The 23,179-nt window shown below is 56.0% G+C and carries 25 protein-coding genes; 7 read left to right on the top strand and 18 right to left on the bottom strand.

Features of this window, described 5'->3' with window-relative positions:
* Nucleotides 1-9 precede the first annotated feature (9 nt).
* The 6 genes from BLP23_RS33860 to BLP23_RS26660 form a co-directional block, all read right to left on the bottom strand.
* Complete coding sequence (locus tag BLP23_RS33860) at nucleotides 10-1,194, bottom strand: glycosyltransferase family 4 protein (protein ID WP_167363982.1); 1,185 nt, start codon at nucleotides 1,192-1,194, stop codon at nucleotides 10-12.
* Nucleotides 1,194-2,063, bottom strand: coding sequence for an endo-1,3-1,4-beta-glycanase ExoK (gene exoK, locus BLP23_RS26680; RefSeq protein WP_092587756.1), 870 nt, complete (start codon nucleotides 2,061-2,063; stop codon nucleotides 1,194-1,196). The genes BLP23_RS33860 and exoK overlap by 1 nt, the downstream gene beginning before the upstream one ends.
* Before the next feature lie 441 nt (nucleotides 2,064-2,504).
* Complete coding sequence (locus tag BLP23_RS26675; protein WP_092587755.1) at nucleotides 2,505-3,236, bottom strand: SDR family NAD(P)-dependent oxidoreductase; 732 nt, start codon at nucleotides 3,234-3,236, stop codon at nucleotides 2,505-2,507.
* 5 nt (nucleotides 3,237-3,241) lie between these two features.
* Nucleotides 3,242-4,507 carry a DUF4910 domain-containing protein gene (locus BLP23_RS26670; RefSeq protein ID WP_092587853.1) on the bottom strand — a complete coding sequence of 422 codons (1,266 nt, stop codon included), beginning with the start codon at nucleotides 4,505-4,507 and terminating at the stop codon, nucleotides 3,242-3,244.
* A 41-nt stretch (nucleotides 4,508-4,548) separates the two neighbouring features.
* On the bottom strand, nucleotides 4,549-5,787 hold the full coding sequence (locus tag BLP23_RS26665; RefSeq protein ID WP_092587754.1) for a class I SAM-dependent methyltransferase: 1,239 nt from the start codon (nucleotides 5,785-5,787) through the stop codon (nucleotides 4,549-4,551).
* Nucleotides 5,788-5,967: 180 nt separating this feature from the next.
* The gene (locus tag BLP23_RS26660; protein WP_092587753.1) at nucleotides 5,968-7,389 is read right to left on the bottom strand and encodes a glutamate-1-semialdehyde 2,1-aminomutase; all 1,422 of its coding nucleotides are present in this window, start codon (nucleotides 7,387-7,389) and stop codon (nucleotides 5,968-5,970) included.
* A gap of 541 nt (nucleotides 7,390-7,930) precedes the next feature.
* Here BLP23_RS26660 and BLP23_RS26655 point away from each other — a divergent pair.
* Together BLP23_RS26655 and BLP23_RS26650 are read left to right on the top strand one after the other, a co-directional pair.
* Entirely contained in the window at nucleotides 7,931-8,701 is a 771-nt protein-coding gene (locus BLP23_RS26655) for a metallophosphoesterase (protein WP_092587752.1), read from the top strand.
* A gap of 540 nt (nucleotides 8,702-9,241) precedes the next feature.
* Complete coding sequence (locus tag BLP23_RS26650) at nucleotides 9,242-11,146, top strand: acyltransferase family protein (RefSeq protein ID WP_092587751.1); 1,905 nt, start codon at nucleotides 9,242-9,244, stop codon at nucleotides 11,144-11,146.
* 107 nt (nucleotides 11,147-11,253) lie between these two features.
* Here the strand turns inward: BLP23_RS26650 and BLP23_RS26645 are convergent, their stop codons facing one another.
* Together BLP23_RS26645 and BLP23_RS35380 are read right to left on the bottom strand one after the other, a co-directional pair.
* The gene (locus BLP23_RS26645) at nucleotides 11,254-12,261 is read right to left on the bottom strand and encodes an acyltransferase family protein (protein WP_167363981.1); all 1,008 of its coding nucleotides are present in this window, start codon (nucleotides 12,259-12,261) and stop codon (nucleotides 11,254-11,256) included.
* Between the two features lie 112 nt (nucleotides 12,262-12,373).
* Nucleotides 12,374-12,562 carry a hypothetical protein gene (locus BLP23_RS35380; protein ID WP_407691809.1) on the bottom strand — a complete coding sequence of 63 codons (189 nt, stop codon included), beginning with the start codon at nucleotides 12,560-12,562 and terminating at the stop codon, nucleotides 12,374-12,376.
* Between the two features lie 437 nt (nucleotides 12,563-12,999).
* Here BLP23_RS35380 and BLP23_RS35375 point away from each other — a divergent pair, with 437 nt between their 5' ends.
* The gene (locus BLP23_RS35375) at nucleotides 13,000-13,458 is read left to right on the top strand and encodes a zinc ribbon domain-containing protein (RefSeq protein WP_092587748.1); all 459 of its coding nucleotides are present in this window, start codon (nucleotides 13,000-13,002) and stop codon (nucleotides 13,456-13,458) included.
* Here BLP23_RS35375 and BLP23_RS26630 read toward each other — a convergent pair.
* The 8 genes from BLP23_RS26630 to BLP23_RS26600 all read right to left on the bottom strand — a co-directional run bounded on the left by BLP23_RS26630 (nucleotide 13,380) and on the right by BLP23_RS26600 (nucleotide 19,416).
* Nucleotides 13,380-14,663, bottom strand: a complete 1,284-nt coding sequence (locus BLP23_RS26630; RefSeq protein ID WP_092587747.1) for an NAD(P)H-dependent oxidoreductase — start codon at nucleotides 14,661-14,663, stop codon at nucleotides 13,380-13,382. The two genes, BLP23_RS35375 and BLP23_RS26630, sit on opposite strands and share 79 nt — an antisense overlap.
* Before the next feature lie 12 nt (nucleotides 14,664-14,675).
* Nucleotides 14,676-15,239: a dTDP-4-dehydrorhamnose 3,5-epimerase gene (gene rfbC / locus BLP23_RS26625; protein ID WP_092587746.1), complete on the bottom strand. Its 564-nt coding sequence runs from the start codon at nucleotides 15,237-15,239 to the stop codon at nucleotides 14,676-14,678.
* Between the two features lie 695 nt (nucleotides 15,240-15,934).
* Nucleotides 15,935-16,057 (bottom strand): hypothetical protein, encoded by a 123-nt coding sequence (locus BLP23_RS34985; protein WP_267890108.1) that lies wholly within the window; start codon nucleotides 16,055-16,057, stop codon nucleotides 15,935-15,937.
* A 234-nt stretch (nucleotides 16,058-16,291) separates the two neighbouring features.
* Nucleotides 16,292-16,504, bottom strand: coding sequence for a hypothetical protein (locus BLP23_RS26620; RefSeq protein WP_092587745.1), 213 nt, complete (start codon nucleotides 16,502-16,504; stop codon nucleotides 16,292-16,294).
* Between the two features lies 1 nt (nucleotide 16,505).
* Nucleotides 16,506-16,709 (bottom strand): hypothetical protein, encoded by a 204-nt coding sequence (locus tag BLP23_RS34745; RefSeq protein ID WP_092587744.1) that lies wholly within the window; start codon nucleotides 16,707-16,709, stop codon nucleotides 16,506-16,508.
* A gap of 174 nt (nucleotides 16,710-16,883) precedes the next feature.
* Entirely contained in the window at nucleotides 16,884-17,741 is an 858-nt protein-coding gene (locus tag BLP23_RS26610; RefSeq protein WP_092587743.1) for an SDR family oxidoreductase, read from the bottom strand.
* Between the two features lie 209 nt (nucleotides 17,742-17,950).
* Nucleotides 17,951-18,172: a hypothetical protein gene (locus BLP23_RS26605; protein WP_092587852.1), complete on the bottom strand. Its 222-nt coding sequence runs from the start codon at nucleotides 18,170-18,172 to the stop codon at nucleotides 17,951-17,953.
* Nucleotides 18,173-18,318: 146 nt separating this feature from the next.
* Nucleotides 18,319-19,416 carry a flavodoxin family protein gene (locus BLP23_RS26600; protein ID WP_092587742.1) on the bottom strand — a complete coding sequence of 366 codons (1,098 nt, stop codon included), beginning with the start codon at nucleotides 19,414-19,416 and terminating at the stop codon, nucleotides 18,319-18,321.
* 432 nt (nucleotides 19,417-19,848) lie between these two features.
* Between BLP23_RS26600 and BLP23_RS26590 the strand changes: the two genes are divergently transcribed.
* The 3 genes from BLP23_RS26590 to BLP23_RS33360 all read left to right on the top strand — a co-directional run bounded on the left by BLP23_RS26590 (nucleotide 19,849) and on the right by BLP23_RS33360 (nucleotide 20,993).
* Entirely contained in the window at nucleotides 19,849-20,265 is a 417-nt protein-coding gene (locus tag BLP23_RS26590; protein ID WP_092587740.1) for a hypothetical protein, read from the top strand.
* A gap of 10 nt (nucleotides 20,266-20,275) precedes the next feature.
* On the top strand, nucleotides 20,276-20,704 hold the full coding sequence (locus BLP23_RS26585; protein ID WP_092587739.1) for an HD domain-containing protein: 429 nt from the start codon (nucleotides 20,276-20,278) through the stop codon (nucleotides 20,702-20,704).
* 100 nt (nucleotides 20,705-20,804) lie between these two features.
* Complete coding sequence (locus BLP23_RS33360; protein ID WP_139187117.1) at nucleotides 20,805-20,993, top strand: hypothetical protein; 189 nt, start codon at nucleotides 20,805-20,807, stop codon at nucleotides 20,991-20,993.
* Between the two features lie 599 nt (nucleotides 20,994-21,592).
* On the opposite strand, the gene BLP23_RS26580 is transcribed toward BLP23_RS33360, so the two are convergent.
* A complete protein-coding gene (locus BLP23_RS26580) occupies nucleotides 21,593-21,916 on the bottom strand; it encodes a hypothetical protein (RefSeq protein ID WP_092587738.1) in 324 nt (107 codons plus the stop codon).
* 484 nt (nucleotides 21,917-22,400) lie between these two features.
* On the opposite strand from BLP23_RS26580, the gene BLP23_RS26570 reads away from it, so the two are divergent.
* Nucleotides 22,401-22,658 carry a hypothetical protein gene (locus tag BLP23_RS26570; RefSeq protein ID WP_092587851.1) on the top strand — a complete coding sequence of 86 codons (258 nt, stop codon included), beginning with the start codon at nucleotides 22,401-22,403 and terminating at the stop codon, nucleotides 22,656-22,658.
* A 34-nt stretch (nucleotides 22,659-22,692) separates the two neighbouring features.
* Here the strand turns inward: BLP23_RS26570 and BLP23_RS26565 are convergent.
* The coding region (locus BLP23_RS26565; protein WP_139187116.1) for an ABC transporter ATP-binding protein at nucleotides 22,693-23,179 on the bottom strand (487 nt) is incomplete at its 5' end.

Below are 23,179 nucleotides of genomic sequence, written 5' to 3'. Positions count from 1 at the left end.
CGTTCAATCCTATATGGCAAATGATGAACTGATCGGAAAGTGATCTGGAGTTTTGCGAGGCTTGGCAGGCGCCAAGCCGGCGAGCCAGGCGACCAAGCTCTTGCAGTCAGCCTCATCGATCGCCCAGTTGCGCCGATCGCACGCGGCAACGGCGGACTTCAGGGACTTAAAGCGCCGAACGTCCAGCCCCTCCATCGCCATGCTTAGCGCATGGGACGTGGCATCCGCCAAGATCAGGCCGATATTGTGTCGCCGAAGTGCCTCAGCCGTCTCGGTGCCTTGAACGGCAATCGGTACCGCCCCGTGCAGGCAACCTTCGTAAAGCCGGTTCGGTAACAGCCACTTGGAATTGTAGCCCTCTTCGAAACAATCGGCCGTCCAGGCAAAGTCGACCTCGCCGTAAATTGGACCTAGATCTTCCGGGTTTCGGTAGGGACCACAAAAATGCATGAAGGGTTCGTTCGCCACGAAGGCGTCGAAATCGTCAAATTCCGAATAAGCCGGCCGGCCGCGCAGAATGATCTCGAACCTGCCATTTGCCATCCTTGAGAATTGCGCAAGCAGCTTCAATGATTTCCTGCAGCGCAGCGCGCCAAACCAGCCGATGCGCCATGGTCGGTCTTCGCGTTTTTGCGAAGCGGGAAGAAGGCCGTCATCCATGGCCGCGAAAACTTTGTTCTCGACGAGCATGACCGGGACCTTCAGAAAAGACAGCACATCGAAATAGTTGGTCTTGAAGGCTGGCGAACTGGTGACGATCGCACTGACGTTTCGGCCAAACCAACGTTCGGCAAATCGCATCGAGCGCGCGACGGGACCCATGCCGATAAGCAGCCTGTGGATATCGAGACACTCGTAGACGATTGGCACCGACCCGCCGAAATAACCGTTGGCGCTGTTTGCCAATGCCAGCGTTTCGAGATTGCGGGCGACGATCACGTCCGGCTTGGTGAGGCCTGCAAGGACAGAACGCAGCCTTGCCATTGCCTTGAGAACGGCCCAGGTGCGCTGAAAAAAGCGACCATCGGCCGTCTTGCCGAGGTTGACCGGTTTGATGCCTTCGATATCGCCTGGGGTCTTTGCTCGCGAAAAGCCTGCAAGGTCAACCGTCGCGCCGCCGCGTGTCAGCATGATCAGACGCCGGCGAACTGCCGGATCGGACAGATCATGGACTAGGTAAAGCACGTGCGCCATCAAGGGTTCTCCTGCGGCTTTGCAGGGGCGCTGACGGGGATTGCCCCGTCGCAAGTCAGAGAGCCTGCAAACAGACATCTTTCGCCTGTAGCGGTAAAGCTCACCCAGTCGACCTGCATGATCGCCGGTCCTTTGTAGGCAAAGGGCCCCATCCACCCTGTCAGCGTATCGGTTCCCCACAGGCTAAAGAAGATTTTCTGCCTTGCCGTCGGAATGCGAAGCGTATCGGTAACCTCGTTGACGAGGAAGCCGTTGACGAAGAACCGCAGTCTGGAGGGCTCCCAGGTAAAGGCGAAATGGTTGAAACCCTCGTCTGCCGGACCAGCGAGCGAAACGAGCTTTTCGTTGCCGCCCTTGGCTTTCACATATTGGTTGACCTGGACAGCCGCACTGTTCTTCCCCAGAACCTCGAAATCGATCTCGTCGTGCTCCTCCTGGTCGGCGGGGCCAATATAGGAGAAAAACGCCGAGTTAAGGCCCGACCCGGCTGCCGCCTTTATCCGTGCCTCATAGGTGCCAAAGCCGTAGCGTTGCTTCGTCTGGATTTCTGCGCACAGCATGGCCTTCTGATCGACAGTGTCCTTTGCGAGCATCAGCGACGCAAAGCCGTCGGCAATCTTGATCATTTTTGCCGACCAGATGCAGTTCTGATGATCGCCGTTCGTCCAGCCGTCTGAAATATACCAGAAGTTGGGATCGAGCCGGTCAAAGCTCTCGAAGAAGGACGCTGCAGGGCGCCCGTCCGCGGCTTGGACGTTAGGGGCAAGCCCACAGGTTAGCAAGATCAGTGAAAAGATCTGCGGGAAAATGCAACTGAATTCCTGACCTATAACCGCACGGTCAGCATGTGAAGGTTGATCGAAATTCATAGTAGCAACCCGAGGCGAGTACGAGAAACAAATGGCGCGGGGACGTCGGCACTAAAAATTCCAGGCTATACTTTATGATCCTTTAATTACAGGCAGAATAAACGCGCGTTAGAATCATCGCATAGTTATCCGGCCTGAAATGCAGCGCCGATTTTGCCAATATTCGACCGCTTTCAAATAGTTGCGATCGTCTATACCGGCATCCCTAGAACGGCGTAGCAGTATTTGCGACAACGTTATTTCAGAAAATTGAAAGAAGCAACAAAAAATTAACAAATCCTGCAGCTAAAAGCTTGATTTTACGCCCTAGATTTGTTTTTGAACAAAGTTCAGCTTCTGGCGTTTCATAATGGTACAGGTGGGTATTCCGAATGCTGGAGAGGGCAGGGACGTCTGTGTGCTCAATCACGCTGGCGGTGCGGATGGCGGCACCAAGAATGCCTAGTCGTTGAAGGTCGGCGGCGTCGGTCGTGCTGGCCGCATGAAAATCTCCGTGACTTCACAGGTGGACGGCATCGACAAGGCTGTGATCAGGTTCGCTGCCACCGATTCCGGCTGCAGTAGCTCGTCTGCCTGATAGGAAAGCGCTTTTGCATCATGGATGGTTTCCTGCATCGGTGTTGCGGTCTTCCCGGGAAAGATGCTGAGGACACGCACGTCCTGATTGTTGATCTCGGCTCTCAGCACGTCCGCAAAGGCCTTCAGGGCATATTTACTCATCGTGTAGCCCGCGAGCTCCATTCTCGGATTCAACCACACGCTTGAGTTGATGAACGCGATAGAACCCTTTTGTCTGGCCAGTGCCGGGAGGAGAAGCTGTGTCAGAACATAGGGCGCGCGCAGATTGACGCGCCAGACGTTATCGAGTTCTTCCACCGGGCTTTGCGCAACCGCACCTGAACGAAAGACGCCAGCACTGTGCACGAGGTAATCGATGCCGCAATCGATCACCCGCAAACGGGCGACGAATTCGGCGATCGCCCGGTCATCGGCAAGATCGACGTGATGCCAGCTGATCGACGCTCCGTTGCTAAGCGACGACGGCGGGACGCCGCCGCGGGTAAGAGCATGAACTGTCACGCCGGCTACGCCAAGGGCTGAAACGATCGCCTGACCGATACCGCCCGCTGCCCCGGTCACCACTGCCACGCGCCCCTTGAGAGATTTTTCCATGATCCTTAGTCCCTTTGCGCCGGTGCAAGTAGATCATGGCCAAGCAGAAGATCGGCGGCATCGGCAATCAAGCCAAATGCAAGACCCGATTTTTCGGCGATATCGAGGAGATCATGTTTGCCGTCCGAGTAGTTTAGAACCCACAGCAGGGCCAACTGACGCGTCTTCGTGTCGGATTTGCCGCCGACGGCATCGTAGAGGCCCCGCTTTCCAAGTTGCGGCTCGCACATCGGCGAAAGGTTCTCGAAAGCTCGATTGCGGTCCAGTGTTTCAAGCACGCAGGCGTAGGTTTCGAGTGAGTGGGCAAGCGCTCCCGGCTTTACGAAATCAAGATTGTCGGCCGAAGTATGGTACTCGGCAAACCGCCCATAGGGTGTGCGTGACAGACAGCCGAAGGGAAGGTTGATGCCGGGCGAGCTGAACTGCCTTTCGTCATAGCCATAGGGAGAAAACGGCATAATCGAATGAGCTTGCCCCGCTGCCTTCAGCACATGCTCCACCACCCGATCGATCTCGGCCGTTTCGTGACGACTTTGCTTATAATGCAGCATGCCAGGGTCACCGAGGTTGACGGCGACGAGACCATGTCTGATACGCGACAGCCGCTCGCGGTTCATCGAAAGCCAGGCGATCGAACCGATGGTGCCCGGAATGAAGAGCATCCGCACGGAATAGCGCCGCTGTGATGCCATCAAAAGCTTAGCAAGCTCGACACAGACGGCGATGCCGGACAGGTTGTCATTGGCAAGCGACGGGTGGCAGATATGCGTCGAGATAATGATTTCGTCGGGTGTGGTGCCGGGGATGAAACACTCGCCCCACAGGAGTTCGCCGTCTGAAAGTGTTGAGTCTATCAGGACCTCGTAGGATCCTTCGCTCATCGCCTCAAGGGCGTTGTGGGAGAGGCAGAATCCCCAGTCCTCCTTGTAGTAACTCGTCCGGTAGGGTATCCAAGCGGGATGGGCGGGGTCGGTGTGCAGACGAGGCTTCAGCGCCTCAAGCGGCAATGTCGCGCGGATCGGTCGCGAATAGTTGACGACGTGCAGATTGCTTGCCTTAAAGTCGACGACGCGATTACCCTTCTCGTCCTTCACATAGGCATCGCGGATGCTCCATTCCTGCGGGACCGTCCAGTCAAAGATCTCTGTGCCGCTTGCTATGCGATGAATCTTAACAGGAATTTCCTGCCCGATGATCTCCAGTGTCTCCACGACGCCCGGACCGGTGATGCTGCGACAGATCGGATAAAGTCGCTCGATGAGGGCATACATCCGTGCGCCGGCAGGCTCCTTGTCGGGCGCGCTGACGGCGCTCAAGCAACGACCTCGACATTGGGAAGCGGTACAACAAACTGGCTGCCCAAGCCTTTGATCTCCGACATTTGGCTGATGATCTCATCCTTGATGTTCCAGGGAAGGATCAGGACATAATCGGGCTTGGTCTCTGCAATCTTTTGTGGTGCGTGGATCGGGATGCGGGTCCCCGGAAGCAAGTGGTTCTGCTTATGAGGGCTGACATCGACGGTATATTCGATGAGATCCGTACCAACGCCGCAGAAATTCAAAAGCGTGTTGCCCTTTGCCGGAGCGCCGTAGGCGACAACGGTCTTCTTGCTCTCTTTTGCATCGATCAGAAAGCGCAGCAGATCGCGCTTGGTGCGGTGAACCTGCTCGGAAAATTTGCTGTAGCGTTGGACAGAATTGACGCCGCCTTCAATTTCGCGGGCACGCAGTTCGCCGACACGCACCGAGACTGGCTGGCTTTGATCTTCGGCGTGGCGAGCATAAATGCGCAACGATCCCCCTTGTGGAGGGATCTCATCGACATCGAAGATCGTCAAGCCGTGATGGGCAAAGATTTTCTCGACACTATAGAGCGACAGGTACGAATAATGCTCATGATAGATCGTGTCGTAGTAATTGAGCTCCAGCATCTTCATGAGATGCGGAAATTCGATCGTTACGATGCCGGTTGCCGACAACACGATTTTGATGCCGGCGACGAAATCGTTGATGTTGGGGACATGCGCCAGCACGTTGTTGCCAATCAGCAGGTCAGCCGTGAGGCCATCGCCAACCAACTCCCGCGCGGTTTCGACACCGAAAAACTGCACCCTGCTCGGGATGCCGGCCTCTACCGCAACAGCGGCGACATTGGGACATGGCTCTATGCCGAGCACTGGAACACCGCGTTCCTTGAAGTTTTTTAAAAGGTAGCCGTCGTTGCTGGCAATTTCGATCACCTGATGGCGAGTGTCGAATTGGAACCGCTCGACCATATGGTCAACATATTCGCGGGCATGCTTCAGTACCGAGGCCGAATAGGAGGAGAAATAGGCATATTCGCTGTCGAAAATGTCTTCCCGCGGCGCCATGGGAGGAACCTGGACCAAGAAGCACTCGTCGCAGACGAAAGCGTGTAGTGAAAAGAACGGTTCGGCATCCTGCGTTTTGTCGACGGCGATATAGGAGTTTGCAAGCGGTGACGCGCCAAGATCGACGACCGTCTGAGTGAGTGTGGTGTTGCAGAACCGGCAGTTGAATGTAGCCATGATCTTCGTCCCCCTAGACGAAACGATACGGTGAAGAGTACGTGGTCTGAAACATATGGCAGCTTTTACTGGACGTTTATCTTTGCTGATCTGTTCGCGGCGGAGCAACTAGCGGCAAAACATGACTGTGAGCTTTAGGCTCCTCGAATATGATACGTGGTGAAGCATCGTTAGACCTTTCTATCGGCCGGCAGTGGCAAGGCTCGGCTCGCGCCGTTTGGCGCGAGGACTTAATTCGGGCACCAGAGCGGGAACCGCGTCAGGCTGGGTTGTCATGCGATTCGTGGCGCGGAACACCACGTCAGATGATCGGCCGACCAGATAATTGGACACACCGTGCTCAAGGGCCTTGCGATAGACGCAAAGCGCCCCGTCAACAGCATCGAGCGTCTTTGCAATCTCGCGGTCGCCGTGCGTGTAGCTGACAACGAAGGAGGGAGCGAGTACGCCGCGTTTGATCAATTCCTGCAGGAACAGCGTGCGGAACGCTTGGGAGGGACGACCGTCCTCATCAAGCGTTGCGTAAACGAGGTTACTTGCCAGCCCGAAGACGCTGAAATGATTGCTAATCCCATGGCTGGCCGCGATCTGCGAAATACCTTTTCGAAGCGCCTCGCCTTTTTCATAAAGATGCTGGATCACTGGCTCTTCACGATAAATCGTCATCGTTGCAATTGCCGCCGCCATAGCGTGCGTTTCAGCGCCATGGGTGGTCGAGAGCAGGAAAACACGTGGCTTCTCGCGCTGATCGATACCGCCAAGCTCCATGAATTCGCGCTTTCCCGCAAGTGCGGAGATCGCAAAGCCGTTGCCCATCGCTTTGCCGAAGCAAGATAGATCTGGCTGGATATCATAAAGAGCCTGCGCTCCGTTCAGGTGCCAGCGGAAACCGGTTATCATCTCGTCAAGGATGAAAAGTGCTCCATTGGCATGGCAAAGATCACGAAGACGATGCAGGAAATTATCCTTCGGCGCTTCGCCTTTCGATGGCTCAAGGATGACAGCTGCGATCTTACCGGGATGTTGCTCAAACAGTGCTTTGGCACTGTCAATCTCATTATAGTGAAACGATAGCGTCATATCCCGTACGGCTTTCGGGATGCCGGCATTCATGGGCGTTGTACCGATGAACCAATCGTCGGTCGAAAAGAACGGATGATCGGCGCATCGAGCAACAAGGTCACGGCCGGTGGCGGCTCTTGCCAACCGGATGGCGCCAGAGGTTGCATGTGAGCCATCCTTGCAGAATTTGACCATTTCGGCGGCTTGGATTGTCTCAAGAAAGATCGATGCGCAATCTAACTCGATGACTGCCGGCCGCGTGAAGTTCGCACCATTTTTCAACTCCCGCTCGACAGCACGCAAGACCTTCGGATAGGCATGGCCAAGGGAGACTGCGCGGTTTCCCATGCCAAACTCGATATATTTGTTGCCGTCGACATCAAAGACATAGGCGCCGCGCCCCCGCGCGATGAAGCCCGGTGATAAGACCGGATATTGATCGTCGCCCTTTGCATAAGTATGCGCTCCTCCCGGAATCAACCTTCGGGCTCGCTGGCGCAACTCATTCGAGTTCTCAAAGTTGCTAATGAGGCTGTTCACCGTTGTCTCTCCCTCCGAAAACACGTCGTAAGCCGTTGCAAGGGCCGTCGACGGACGTGTTTAACGGCATTTTGAAGTGGCTGAGCGGGGAGGGGTGACCGTGGGATATCCCAAGCGCGAAAGGGCCATACCTTGAGAGGACAAAGTGGCCGAAGTCCTTTCTGAAAAACTGTTGAGCCAGCCGCATATATTGCAACGGGCGCCAAATCGAAATCGTGCAGCGACTGCTGGATTTCAAGTTTGTCAGATACGCATTAGATACACGCAAGTACACTATACTCCACTGCTACTGGGAAAAAGTTATCAGTAAAGAAACAACATGTAAATGGTAATTAATGATGTGTTAAAACCAGATTCAATGTGATGTAAGTTTGTGCAGTTGCTACTTGAAAAGAAGGGTGCTGTGCGTTGGACGAGGGTGAAATTGTAATCATATCCCATCGAGATGAACCATAACGGGATTCAGGAGCCTTCCTCTTTGAGCTTCAGTTAAGACATTTCCTGTAGGGAGATTTGAGTCGTTGTCATTTTCGGTGGATCAATGTTTCACTTCCCGATGCGTTGGCGCCGCAATTTGAACCCGCAGTCGATCGGCAGGCAGAGGCTCTTGTGGCCCGATAACGCCTTCGATGCGATCTATGCTGTCAGCGATGTACACGGTTGCGCTGATGAACTGGCAGACGCACAACGACGCATAGTCGATGACGCTCGGGCCCATCTTGGCCCAAAGCTGCTCGTTTTTCTCGGCGACTATGTCGATCGCGGTCCCGCCAGCAGCAAGGTTCTCGACATGCTTGCAGCAAAGCCGCCTGTTGGCTTCATGCAGGTCGCGCTTTCAGGCAATCACGACGACGAATTCGCCCGCATGTTTCGCAAACCTTCCATCATTGCTGATTGGCTCGACTTCGCCGGGACGGAGACGCTTGCGTCCTACGGTATCGACGTTGCGCATGTCATCAAGACGAAAGGGGTTCGCGGTCTTCAAGTTCTCGTCGCCGAACTCGTCCCAGAAGAGCACATCGCCATGATCGAAATGATGCCGGTCTCGCTGCAGATGGGCAAATTACTCTTCGTGCACGCCGGCATAAAGCCTGGCGTCGATATGTCAAAACAAACGGATATGGACCTCATGTGGATCCGAGAGCCATTCTTAAGCGAAGGCCCGCGTCGGCCGCTCTTCGTCATCCACGGACATACACCTGTCCTGCAGCCGACATTCGGACCGCAGCGGGTTGCCATCGACACGGCGGCAACGGCCACTGGCCACCTGACGGTGCTGAAGATCGCCGAGGCAAGCTTTAATTTCATCTGACAAGGCCCGGCTCTTTGGGTGGCGCTGGCCGCCGCCGTGCCGTCCCGATTTGCGCAGTCGACGTTAGGCGCCGTCGGCGTATTTCCCGCAGAGTCAATGGCATAGCGACGCCACCTTGACCAGTGCATGCAACACACCCATCGTCTGCGGTTCACGACGGATGGCCGACAATCATTCTTCACTCTTCATCCCGTTCAGAAAAGCTGCCGCGCGGATCGCTAAAAATTCTGGCCAGTCATCGCCGACTACCCTTGCGCCTGCTGTTCAAGCGAATGCCGAAACCAACTCGAGGCTGCAAGTATGGCTCTGAGTAAATCAAACTCAACTCTCTAGGTGGGCGCCGGCCGCTTCGACTGGTGAAGTAAGCCATCGACGTAAATCACAAACAGCTATCCAGGAAACCGATGAACAAAAAAGAAACCATGTTACACAGGACAGATGAGGAAGTTTCTCCAGTTTAACTGTTCTATTGACTTCGGCTTCTAAGCTGATTACCCATGATTAATAAACCTGAAAATCCTTTCACAAACTAGGATATTCATGAAGTATCGGCCGGAGATTGACGGATTACGGACGATAGCAGTATTGCCGGTGCTGTTTTTCCACGCCGGCGTCGCCGGATTTTCTGGCGGCTTCGTCGGCGTCGACATTTTTTTCGTTATTTCCGGCTTCCTCATAACGAGAATTCTGGATGATGATCTCAAGAATGGTCGATTTTCCATACTGACATTCTACGAACGGCGTTTTCGTAGGATCATTCCGGCACTGGTTTTCTATGTTTTACTGACGGCGATCGCCGCCTACATGCTTTTCCTGCCATCATTCTTCGAAGACTTCGCCCGAAGCCTGGTGGCCGTCGGGACATTCACCTCAAATATCTATTTTTGGAAGTTCTCAGGTTATTTCGAGAACAGCGCGCTTTTACGCCCGCTGCTGCATACCTGGTCGCTGGCGGTCGAAGAGCAGTTCTACATCTTCATGCCGATCGCCATGTGGGTGCTCTACAAAGTGAACTTCCGCGTGCGGTTGTGTGCATTCGCACTCGCCCTAGCACTGTCCCTGGCACTGAGCATCTATGCGATCGACGTCGCTCCGACGGCAAACTTCTTCCTCTTGCCGACACGAAGCTGGGAGCTCTTGATTGGAAGCTTGCTGGCGCTTTGGGGAGGACAAAGCACGCTGTCCTACCGGACAAACAGCGCCGTTGCGATCGGCGCTGCGATCTTGATCCTCTATTCGGTATTTGCCTATACTGATGCGACCCCATTTCCGGGGCTCGCCGCCGTTTTGCCATGCGCGGGCGCGGCTCTCATCATCTATACAGGCGGCCCGACCCGTTCTGTGGTCGGCAAGATCCTTGCGAGCGCGCCGTTCGTGTTCATCGGCAAGATTTCCTATTCGCTCTATCTGGCGCACTGGCCAATTACCGTCTTCGTCCGATACGTGACCCTTGAGGAGCCCAACGGGCTCCATGCCATGGGTATTATCGCCGCCAGCCTTCTGCTTGCCATTTTCTCCTGGCGCTTTGTCGAAACGCCGTTCCGTCTGCAGACCGTGAGTTGGCCTCGGCGCGCCCTCATCGGCTCGGCGCTTGCCAGCATGTCGATCGTCTCGCTGTTCGGATACGCGGGCATCGCCGCTCATGGCTTCCCTCAGCGGTTTCCTGGCTATGCAACCAAGGCAGAAGCGCGCATGCTCGACGTTTCTGCAGTTGTAGCGAGCGCCGATACGACAGTGCAGGCCGGCCAGACGTGGCGGAACGGCACCTGCTTTTTCGAAGACGACGACGGCTTTAAAAAATGGCGCCCCGAAGATTGCGCTTTAACGACAAACACCGGCGATGTTGCGCTTTTGTGGGGGGATTCCTATGCCGCCCACTACGCCCCCGGGATCGTGGCGAACGCTGCGCACATTCATGGCCGCGTCTATGAGTATACATTTGCCGGATGCCCTCCGGTTCTTGCCTACTACTCCTACGCCAGACCGAACTGCCAGGCATTCAATCAGAAGGCTCTAGACATCATCCGGTCGCTTGACGTTAAGACGGTCGTGCTCTCGGGCCGATGGGTTGATTTGCAACGCCGCGGCCTGGATATGCTCGAAGACACTGTCAGGCAGCTTCAGGCGGAGGGCTTGCGGGTTATAGTGATTGGGCAATCGCCAATGTTTGTAACGAATGTCGACGTCATTGCTTTCAAGAAGGCAGGCGCCGGCCAAAAAGCGGCCTCTTGGTCAACCGTGATCGATCACGATTTTAACCAGCGGCTGCGTACTGCTGCGGGCGGCGCCGATTTCGTTGATCCGATTGCGATGGATTGCGCAGCCGGCGAGTGCCCTTACATTGATGATGGCAGGATGCTTTATTTCGATTCCGGCCACCTGTCGAATTTCGGCAGCGCTCGCGTTGTTGAACGCTATTTCCCGCTGGTATCCCGCGTCAATTGAAGTCTGCGCCGGTCGATTTGCGGCCGCGCCCCGCACGGGCCTTGCCCGCTCCGCTCTTTCCAGATGCGCGGCTGCGGCCTTCCCGGCCAGGCCCGGGCCTCTTTTCGTCAGGTGATTGATGCCGCCAAGGCGCGACCTTTGGACTGAAATCGCCGATTGATCCAGCTGCCCAGCGGTTTTTCGATGGAAACATAGGCAATCAGCGACAGGCCGAGGGCGGCCGCGATTTCGATCGGAGGGAAGGCCCAATGCGGGATCCCGCTTCGCAGGAGAAGCGCGACGATCGCCACGCCGAATAACACATGCCAAAGATAGATCGAGTACGACGCGTTACCAAGGAAGAGCAGTATGCTGGATGGCTCGACATTCCTTCGCCGCTCCCACATCACCGCGGCAAGGACGAGAAACGCCGAAGGAACACCCCATTTTATGGCGCGCGGCAGGTCTGCATCCAAGGCCGAGGCCGCTGCCAAGCAGATCAGAGCGACGGCCGCAAGTCCTATACACAGCCAAGTCGGACAATCCGGTCCACGGACGAATGCACGGCCAATCAACAGACCGGCGGCGAATTCCAAGATGACGGGGCTTGTCAAAGCCCGCAGGTAAGGCCAATCCAACAGGAGCGGCGCAAGGCACATGATGCACAGCGAGCCGATTGCCAAGGTTAGTCTGGTAGTGTGCTCCCTGAAGAATAGTGTGAGGGAAAAGATGAGATAGAAAACCATTTCGTAGGTGAGTGTCCACCCTTGGACGACGACCGGATGGAGGCTGTCCTTCATGTGCGGAAGAAAAAACAACGAGCCAATGAGATTTTGCAACGATCCATCGTGATTGAAGAAAAAGGCCGGTTTGACGAGCAAGGCAGCAAATGTCGCAAACGTCACAACCCAATAAAGTGGCACAACTCTTTTGACGCGTTTTTGAATAAAGTGGGCCGGCGTCATGGCTGTTCCGTCAGTCGTGATCCACATGATAACGCCGCTGATGACGAAAAACAGGTCGACACCCGCAGCTCCGACTGAAAAGCCGAGATCATGTCGTTCGCTGACATGGAATAAGAGAACTGCGACTGCTGCGATCCCTCGCAGATATTGAATAGTATAGATCTGCTGCACGGTACGCCTCACATATGCAAGAAAACGCAGAATGCAAATCAGAGTATTCATTGTAAAGACCACGGGTCAATGCAGTAAAAATCACAGGTAAATGCTATTCAGACGTTTGGTTTCAAGATGAATATCGGCTTTTGACCACCTGAATGCCGCTAATTTTGCGGCTCCGGTGATGGATCCTGGCGCGGGCAAAGATCCCTTCTTTCTGCCGCGCCGCATCAATCGCTTCATGGGCGGCTTTGATGAATGCTGCGCGAACATTTTCGAGAGGCACGCGGTTATGCAAGCCCTCCAGGCACACCATGAGTGCCTCGGAAAGGTCCTCGCCGTCATCGATCTGCCATCGCTGTCGAAGCGTTTCGGGGCGCGCCTGACAGAATTAGCAACTCGGTTGACCGACGGGCCGAAAGGCCAGACTGTTTTCTTTCATGACACCTTGCTCTCTGTTTAGCCCGGTAGCTATTGCCAATGCAAAATCCATGCCGGGCCGCTTAAGCAGCGCCGAAGAGAGAAGCTGTCTGCGGAAGGGGAGTCGAAAATTCCACTCGAAAGCAGCGTTGCAGCCTTGCAGGCTCGCGCTGCCCGCATCCGGCAGGATTGGCGGCACAAGGCCAGTCTTGATATCGCCCGTCGCTTCGCAACGGAGGTGCGTGCTGGAAGACCTCGCCACGCGCAACCTGACGCGCAGCGCCAGGGGAACCGTCGACGCGCCCGCAACCAGCGTCTGCCAGAAGGCGGGGCCTGAACCGGGCGATCCTCGAACAAGGCTGGCACGGCTTTGAAACCGTGTTGGCCTACAAGCTCGAAGAACGGGGCGGATACCTGTGCAAGGTCGATCCCCGCCACACCTCGCAGACCTGTTCGGCCTGCGGAGCCGTGGACAGGGAAAGCCGCGAAAGCCAAGCGTCTTTCCGCTGTCGCCAATGCGGCTTGCGCGCCCATGCCGACCACAATGGTGCAATCAACATCCTGCGGAGGAACACGGCGGCTATGATCGTGGAGGAAGGGCAGTGGCTCTCGGTTGAAGCGATAACTATCGCAGGAGCTTCGCGCCCTCGCAAATCCCCCGCTTTCAAGCGGGGAAGCGATACGGTTGGAGAGAGCCAGTTGTCGCCTAAGAACTACACAGCAAACATCGCCGCCTGTTCGCGGCGCAGCAGATCGATGGTGCGGCCCGGAGGCAGCACCACATCGGCATAGGTAAGGACTTGATCCTTCGCCACGGACTGTTTCAAGACGCATCCCTCTGCAACCCCCATGGGCAGCAAATCCTGAGCGGCGGCGACATCGACGCGCTCGCATTGGCCATAGCTCATATAGCCGCCCAAACCGTCGATCGTTTCGCCAGCATTGAGGTCGCGCTTTGCAGTCGCCACGACCTCCACCCTCGGCCCCTCCAGCGGTTGAAGCACCGGATCGCGTAAAAGTACAACCCGAGCCACTGAGAGGGGAACCTCGAAATGGCAAAGATGGTAGGGTGTGTAAAAGCTATAAAGCGGGCCGGTTCCGAGCTTGTAAAGGTTCAGGTAATGCTGCTGCTTCGGGTCGTCGTGGGTGGCGAGAACAAAGACACCCGGACCTGGTATTGCGCCCACAACATAGTCGACGGCTCCACCCACGGCTTTCAGTGCTTCAATGTCATACGCGTTGACGAGTTCATCGACATGGCCACGATGCTCGACACCTGTCATGCCGCGCTTCAAAATGGACATGCCAGTGCCGTTAGCGACAATAGCCTGCTCAAAGCTGATCTTTGTGCCATCGGCGAAGCTGGTGACCATATGCGGGTCCTGCCCCCATTTTGCCGCGAATTCGGCCTGCGTTGTCGGTGTGCGATAGGGGTCCTGTAGGCCCTTGATATTGCCGCACACCAGCGGCGTAAGGCCGATGGAATTGACGAAGCGCCACAAGTTCATCTGTACTCCGGGCTGGTCTCCATCGCAGGCCGTGAAGATAACCCCTGCCGCATCGGCTTTTTTCTTGAGAAGCGGCCCAACCGTACCGTCCAGTTCGGCATTCATGGTCACCATATCGCGACCGTGTGCGATTGCGCCCAAGCTGACGTTGGCGCCATATTCAATCGCTCCCGTCGCATCAATCAAGCAATCCAGATCATCCGACTCATACAACAATGCTGGATTATCAGTCACAGCCGGCGTGCCTTCGGCAATCAAGCCGGAGAGCTTGTCGCCATCGCAGGCGTAGGATGCCTCGAGGCCAGCAGCGCGGTAGGCTAATACAGCCTTCTCCACGTTTCGGTTGCAGATCACGCAAAGGATCATTCCCGGTACGGAGTTGGAGATCTGGTTGACGATGCCTTTCGCCATAAAGCCCGCGCCATACATCCCGACCCTAATGGGACGGCCATCCTGTTCCCGTTTCTTCAGGAGCGTGTCAATCACCATCAGAACCTCCTGCTAGATGCCGCGTAGGCTTTCCACGCCATGAAAATCCTCATCGAAGTCGGGCCATTTCGCGTCTTTCTCGGAAATCACCAGGCCTTCAACCGGCCAGGCGATGCCGAACTTTGGATCATTCCAACGCACACCGCGCTCCGAGTTTGGATCATAGAATTCGCTGGCAAGGTACAACGTCTCGGTGTTGGGTCTTAGGGTCACAAACCCGTGCGCAAAGCCGCGGGGCACATAAAATGCCAGCCGGTTCTCACCCGTTAACTCAACGGCGTGCCAACCAAGGTACGTCGCGCTATCGGGTCGCAGGTCGACGATACAGTCCCACAGTGCTCCGGAGAGGCACCGGACGATCTTGACTTCTGGCGACGGCGGGAGTTGGTAGTGCAACCCACGCAGGGTGCCCGCTTCGGCGTTGAACGAGTTATTGACTTGTACGAAGCGGCCTTCCAAGCCGGCGTCGACCATTTCTCGCTCGCAGAAGACGCGCTGAAACCATCCACGTTCGTCCCCGCGCGGTTCCGGCTCGATTACGTATGCACCATCCAAAGGTGTTCCGTGAAACTTCATGCTGCTAGCCTCGTATCCCTCTGTTTAGCGCTCAGTTGCGATGCAGCCCCTGACCGTAGAGCAATGACGCTCTGAGCACCTTTCAAAGGCCCGCAAAGATCGATTTTAATCATATGCTCTTCACGCTGCTCCAGAATTTAGTGTTACATTAACGATGAATTTCAAAGTTAAAAAACAACACAGCGCGCGCCTCGTGCAAATATAAATGTCGCTGAAGCGGGCTATGTTAAAAGAATGTCGACCGAGTTTTGCGCGATGCAAGGGATTCAGGCAGGAACAGTGTCTTAAAGGTGTAGGCTACCTCGATTTCGATACTTATCAGTATCGACAAAACGATATCATTTATTCCGTCATGCTATATGCTACCTTCCGCCATTGCGTAATGTCAACTCTTAAGACTTAATCGTTTGGAAAGAATAATGTCGTCCGATAAACGCTGACACTGAAGATGTCGCACAAGATCATCTTGTCGTCGCTGCCGCCGCACTCGCCGGAACAGAACCCAGTTGAAAACGTCCTGCAGCTCTCGATCGTACGACAGCTTCACTTTGACCCCTGACGTCCAGGCAGATGCATACGCGGGAAAACGCTCTACCACCAGTGCCGCAGGAAGCGTAGGGTGACGGGAGGCGCGGGTGAAGCAGACCTTTTTGCTGCCGCAGGTGCCATGAAACGGGTCATTTGGCACATTCACTCTAAACGATCATCGGTGGTTCGGTCGGGAGCGTGTAAAGTCTTTCCTCGTCAACCTTGATCGGCTTCAGCCGACTGACCGTCTGTCTTGCCCAAAGCGCCTTCATGATCTCGACGATAGCCATACGGCGCAATCTATTCCGAGCTTCGGATTAATGGCGTAGAAAGGCTGCACCAGTTACAAGTTGCGCAGCTTTTCCGTCAGGCCGACGAAATCGCCTATGCCTTCGCCATTTTCCAGCGAACTTCGCAGCATCTCCGCGATAGAATGCCGATATAGGCATCTGGAAACCGAACTGGGGCCAGCGGATATCGCAATAACGAGGCAATGGCCTCTTCTGCGCCGCCGATGACAACACTCAGTGAGATTGACCCTCGTTCATCTCAGTCGGATCGTAGTTCAGATCCCAGTCTTTTTCTGGCTTTTGCTTGCCTGGAGGGTTTTTATGAACCGTGGCATCCTCCGAACCCGTTATGACGGTGGGCTTGGCGCTGTGAACGCCGGAAGCCTTTCTGTCTGCTTGAGACTTCGCGAATTGCCCGGCCGCATCTTTCTTGGGGCTTCCACCCATGTCAGCTTCCTCCTCTTGTCTTCAAGGCATCGGAAAGATTCTTTCTCTTTGGATCACGGTTGTTTTCACCAAGCGCGTCGCGATCGTTGTCCGGATCGTCTTTCGGCGGAAGATAGCCTCTCGGAGTATTGCCCTTGGGGCCTTCCCAACGTGGCGACTGATCGGTGGTTCCCGGTGGGCCATTCTTCGGTGAATTCATGCCCATTTTAGTTCTCCGTTTGTCATTGCGGGGGTTGAGGCAGGCTTGCCGGCTGCCATCGCTGTAGATCGTTCCTGACGGTCTAACCCTTGATCAAGTCCAAGGTTCCAAAGTCGGAGCAATGGGGACTTGAACGTCGCCAGAAGCGGCTGGCAAAACGCTCGCTGGCGGCGCTTGCGATCAGATGATCGGTTTGCCACCTGTAACGGCAATTGTTGCGCCTGAGACATAGCTCGACAGGGGATCGGCGAGCATTACATAGGTCGTCGCCAGTTCGGCCGGCTGCCCAGGACGGTGCATTGGAACCTGTTTTCCGAAGTTCCTGACTGCGTCCTCCGGCAGGGTTGATGGGATCAGTGGCGTCCAGATCGGCCCGGGCGCCACCGCATTTGCCCGGATACCTTTGTCCGCAAGCATTTGGGCAAGACCAGCGGTGAAGTTCTGGATGGCGCCTTTTGTTGTGGCATAGGCAAGCAGGTGCGGGCTTGGACTGTCAGCGTTGATCGAGGCAGTGTTGATAATCGCGCTGCCTGGTTTCATATGCGCAACCGCCGCCTTGGAAAGGTAGAACATCGCGTGGATATTGACCTTGAATGTCAGCTCCCATTCCTGGTCACTTATGTCTCCAATGTCGCTAAAGCTTGCCTGATGAGCGGCATTGTTGACGAGAATATCGATGCCGCCGAGTTCTGCCCTGGCCGTGTCGATGATGTGGCGGCAATGCTCGGGGTTTTGGATGTCGCCGCGCAAGAGGATGGCCTTGCGACCGGCTTTTTCGACCCATTTTTTCGTCTCATTGGCGTCCTCATCCTCGTCCAGATAGGCGATGAGAACATCGGCACCTTCTCGGGCGTAAGCTATGGCAACCGCACGGCCGATACCGCTGTCGCCGCCGGTGATGATGGCTTTCTTGTCCTTGAGGCGACCGGAGCCACGATAAGTATGTTCGCCATGGTCAGGCAACGGCGACATGGCGTTCGTCGATCCGGGCATTGGCTGCTTGGGGGTGTCGAAGGGCGGGACTGGATAGTTTGGCATGGCGATCTCCCACGGTTTGCGTGTTAAGGTCCTTGGGCCATTTGGAGATGATGCTCGAAAGCTGGACAGGCGTGCGGCCAGCGTTCGGGTCACGATTGTCCTGCCGTTTTGTAGCGCCAAATGGGTGCCGTGGCGATGCAGGCGACAGGAATGCGTTTCATGTCTCCTTGGCTGTGTCTCAACACAACTTCCAAAGACGCTCAGAGTTCCTACGATTGCTTTGTCGTGAGCTCGTCGCGAAGCAGTCTCGAAAGCTCCGCCTCATCCCGCACGCCGAATTCAAACCAGTCAATGAGGGCTTTGGCCTGCACGATGGCGGCCTCACTCGATGGCTCGCAATCTTGCTCGGCGCACCATTCGCGAAGAATGCGATCGAGCATCTTCATGGTTTCGCTTGTCAGCGGCTCCTTCGGCCAGTCCGTCTTTGCCATGATCACCCCATTTTTGGATGACGATAGCGGCCGCCGGTCAATGAGCAATCACCAGAAAGCCACACGCGCCCAAAATCTGATCGGCCTGGGTGTGAACCTTCGAACCGATGGCGGTGGCATGGCGCGCCGTAGCATCTGCGACGACCCTATTTTTGGCGAGGATGCTCCAGGTCACTTCCAGTTTCGATCATATCCCCGCGACGCTTTGCAACGACAGCCTCGCGCAGTGTCCTTGCAGCGTTTCGGACCTCGTTTTGCATATCGAGATCCTTTTCGAAGGCGACGTGGCTGGTGGCATATGCCTCCCAATAGCCGATGTAGCGATCGATTTCAGCGAGCGTTCCGGCGGAGATCAGATCCATTGAGCGCAACCAGTCCGAAACGCTTCTCCTGACATTCTCTGCGCCTTCCGTGTCCCCGTGGACGACGACCGAGAAGAGGCGACCCTTGAGATGCCTGGGGTAGTTCCAGCCCTTCATCTCAATTGCCTTTGCTTCCCGGGCATGCTTGCCGTGAGTGCTGGTTGGATCCGGATTGCCGCCGTCTGCGCAAACAAGTCGGTCCATCATGAGTTTCAGTGGAGAGGAGGTCGCGTACCAGTTGACTGGGGTCACGATCATAATGCCGTGCGCCTCGACCCACAGCGGATAGATGTCGTTCATCCAGTCGTGGATTTGTCCGAGAGAGTAGTTCGGATAGCAGGGCCAGTGGCACAGGGGCGCCGCTGTGGAGAAGCACGACTTGCAGGGATGGATCTGCCGGCCATATTCGGATGCAATACGACTGAGGTCGAGAACTTCGATTTTGAAATCGGATCTTTCCTGGAAAATCTGCTTCGCCAGCTGGACCATCCTGTAACTCTTCGATAGTTCGCCGGGACAGGTGTGTTCGCTACGCGACGATGCATTGATCAAAAGCACGCGCGGCGGGCCACTTGCATCCTCGTGGCGCGATTGCGCCTCCTGGACCGCGCGCCGAGCCTTGAGCCAGTCCGCAGAAAGCTTATAGTGCGGATCGAAGAAATTCGGTCCAGCTTTCCTCGTCACTGGACTCTTGCGGGAATGCAGATAGGCGTCCCAGGCTGCAGATGCCACTTTATCTATTTCAGATGCCAGACTTGCGTAGGCCTTGTCCCTGAATTGGTTCAGGAACCGCTTCTTGAATTCCCTCTCATCGAGACGAGGACTGGGACTACCGTTGCGGGGTTCGAGGGCGTCCAAACTGGATGGGATTTCATCAGACATAAAAAGCCTCCCACAACAGCAAGTCCATGGGAACGTCCGCGCGTTGATGTCGTTCCTTAACGCCTGTCTGCACAAGCAGCCGCCAACGGCCGAAAGTGAGGACCTGAAGGGTGGCCTTGGCAAATGGGATCGCGGCCGCGAAAGATCGGGCCTGAGCGGAAAACAGAACTCGATCCGCCGAGTTTGAGAGGACTCTAAAGGGCCGACGATCGCACTGCATCCACCGGCCGCTTCGGCGGTCAAGAGTGTCGAGGCTCGTCGATGCCAAAACGACAATCAGCTCAGGAACATTCCTTTCCGGCAGGAGTTGAGCGCACGAGCGATCACAGGGCAATCCGATCAAAGGGGCGAGGCACCCCAAGGGACGCCCGACGTGTGTTCGCAGCGCCAAGGCGCGCTGTGCTGTGACCGCAAATCTATTGGAGGAACATCATGCCTAAGCGCGACACAACCCTCTCGGAAGGCCTTGACACCGACGTCCAGCTGCAGGCTCATCTCGCCGCGCTTGAAGCCGAAACCTATTCAGCGTCCGACAGCGGACCGCCGGAAACACGTCCTTTCCAGCGAGTTAGAGATGACCTTGATCATGTGCGGGACGAGATCGAAAACCTCCGCTCAAGGCTGTCGCTCGTCAAGCAGCAAGCGGTGATCGTTGCCAGATCCAACCTCGAATGGGCCGACGCCAGCGCTCATGACCAGCTCGGCACATACCCATGGGCGAAGCTTGTCGGCGCCATGGCCGCGACCGCTGTCGGCGCGCGGGTGCTGAGACACATTCCTGTGAGTGCGATCGCGACAGTCGCGATCCCCTTAATCGTCGCTCGCCTCGAGGCGAAATCGCGCCGATAGGAGAAATTAGATGCAATCTGAACAGCATCTCCAACATGCCATTCAAATCGCAACCGAAGCCCACGACGGTCAGCAGGACAAGCTTGGAAACCCCTACTTTGACCACTGCCGAAGGGTCGCGGACGCAGTATCTGGCGACGAAGAGAAAGTGGTCGCCTACCTTCACGATGTGCCTGAAAAGGCCTGGGGATGGACGCTCGATCGGCTGAAGGAAGAGGGCTTTTCCCAAGCTGTCCTTGCCGCGGTCGATGCGTTGACGAAAAGACAAGGCGAAGAAGACGAGGTCTTTGTGCGGCGGGCGATCGCCAACCGGCTGGCACGGCCCGTCAAGCAGGCGGATCTCGAGGACAATCTTGATCAAGCGCGGCAAACCGGAGGCGACACGTTAAAATACGAGCGCGGACTTGCGACAATTGCGAACGTCTCTTCTGCAGATTGACCAAAGGTGGCGATATGGCCTCGTTCGACGATCTTCGCAGCTTTTGCGCCTGCCGGCGCGATGGCCTGCGCATGACCTGGAGACCTGGAGCCACTGAGGTATGGCAGGCACCTCGAGTTTTATATTGTTCGCCGCAGCCTTACTGGCGGTCTTGAACGCGTCAAAATCGCCTCCTGAATTTTGGTGTCAACACGCCGAAGACAAGGAGGCAAAAACGGCATTTCAGTTTGATCTTGCTATTTTGCGTTCAGCGCAAGCATTTCATCTAAGAGATTATGAAAAGCGATGAAGCTTTTGATATTGTTGATGAATGATTGGAACACAACACAAGCGCCACATTTCCTATGAGACATTGCAGAGGGCGTGCCGGGAGACTGCTTGCGGAAGATTTCTTCGAGCGCAGTGTCAGAATTTCCAACGTTTCGTCAACGCGGCAGTGATGCTGACTGAAATTGAGGATATTCCCCGTTTCGTCGGACCGAACAACGACCGCCAAATTGCGAACGCCCAGGCGGCTCAGCCATCCGCCATGCTGCAAATCTCGTGGGTCACTCTCGGCGGCGCCACCCTCGAAGGGACTATTTGCGGCTTGCTGCAAAGTCCTCGCGCTGCTGTACCAATCCATGTACGGCGCGAGCCTTTATCGGCCAACCCATCCATGCGTCGTTGGCCTCTGCGGGTCGCCTTTAAGCCTGACTGTTGCTGCGGCCTGACGCGATGAGATCGCGCGCACTGATGGGATCGCTGGACCTGTCGCGCGGGGAATGCGGCCTGGGGCCGACCGTCGTCGCGTTTGATAAAGCAATCTGATTTTCGCTCTCGATCTGATGCGGTGTGGTGTGCTGTTCTGCCTCCACAGCCGCGCCTGGCGATGCGATTCACGGCGGCTTACTGTGGCACCTGTGGCACCTTTGTCGTAATCTGTGTTCCCGAATCCAGCACGATGTGCAGCGTCCGGATCACGTCGGCGGCCATAAGAAGGGCTTGCTTGATTTCACCGGCCTCGCGTCGCTCGACGGTCACTTCGATCGCTTGCAAGGCGAAAACCGCATCGTGGTTGGTATTGCTGCTCGGTATCCCGCTACGCTCGCGTAGCTTGCTGATTGTCACCACTGCCCGCTGCAGGAGTCGGCGCTTTTCGGTATCGCCCAGCCTTTCGACCCTGTTGGCGGCGCGGATGATTTCGGCGATAAAGTCGTTGGTGGAAGTCATGCAGGTCTGCCAGCGATGGGATGCTCGTCAATCCGTGTTGAAAGATTCCTGAGGGGCGTGAGTGGGCTAAACACGACCGGCTTGTCGAGGTTGACCATGACGAGTCCGACGTCATAAGAGATAAACAAGCCTGTCACTCGACGGTCAAAAAGATCAAATGTTTTAATTGGTTGTAATCTGCTGTTGATAAACATCCTTAAGACTTCCAATATCCGGACTAGGTTCGCTAAGCGCCGGTGTTGACCATGCGCTGCGCCTGCCGAATCGGATTGCCTCACAAGACGGTAGTTCCCAGTTGGGCCGGATATGCTGCCAATTCTTCGATGGCGGTGGTTATCATACTGAAGAAGGCCTTTTCGAAAGGTCCGCGATGTTGCATCGAGCCGCACAATGGCAATGGCTAAGAAAAGATACTCACTGCTGCATCCATTTCGATGCGGCCGCGTTGATGTACGAGATCCATGATCGACTGAAGGATGTATCAATGACCTTCCCATCACCGATGACCGAAGTTCCTTCCCAACGCTTCAAAGAAGCGAGCGATGCCGCCCGCCAGGCCCTGGAACAGCTGATTGCAAGCGCCAACGAAGCAGGATGGGGCACTGAAGAAATCACCGTCGCTATTGCGGAGGCGGCAAATTTCCTCAAGGATGCCCATCGCAAGGACCCTGACGCGGCTGGCAATTCCTCGATAAGTGGCGCTGCAAAAGAGCAGATCGGCCATGGCGAGCTCTACGATTGATTGTCGTGACGGTCGACATTTCAATAACGTCGCATCACGGTGATGCAGCAGGTTCCAGCCGGACGAGATGGCCAGCGCCGATCTCGCGGTAACTGGGCTTTGATCCAACATAATCTAGCGGTCGGACCGGGCTTTTCAGCTCCTCCGTCGACAGTCCGCGTCTCACGCGCCGGCGATCCGGATCGGGGACGGGAACGGCCGCCATCAGCGTCTTCGTATAAGGGTGCTGCGGGTTGGCGAAGATGGCAGCACGCGGGCCGATCTCGACGATCTCACCGAGATACATGACCGCAACACGGTGGCTGACGCGTTCGACGACGGCCATGTCATGCGAGATGAACAGGAAGGCGAGGTTGAGGCTCTGCTGCAGGTCCAGCATCAGATTGATGACCTGCGCCTTGATCGAGACGTCGAGCGCCGAGACGCTTTCATCGGCGACGATCACCTTCGGATCGAGCGCCAGCGCCCGGGCAATGCAGATGCGCTGACGCTGACCACCGGAGAACTCGTGCGGAAAGCGC

It is taken from the genome of Rhizobium mongolense subsp. loessense (assembly GCF_900099775.1).
Taxonomy (GTDB): domain Bacteria; phylum Pseudomonadota; class Alphaproteobacteria; order Rhizobiales; family Rhizobiaceae; genus Rhizobium; species Rhizobium loessense.
Note: the sequence above shows the minus strand (reverse complement) of the source record. Positions and strands in the feature narration are given on the sequence as shown.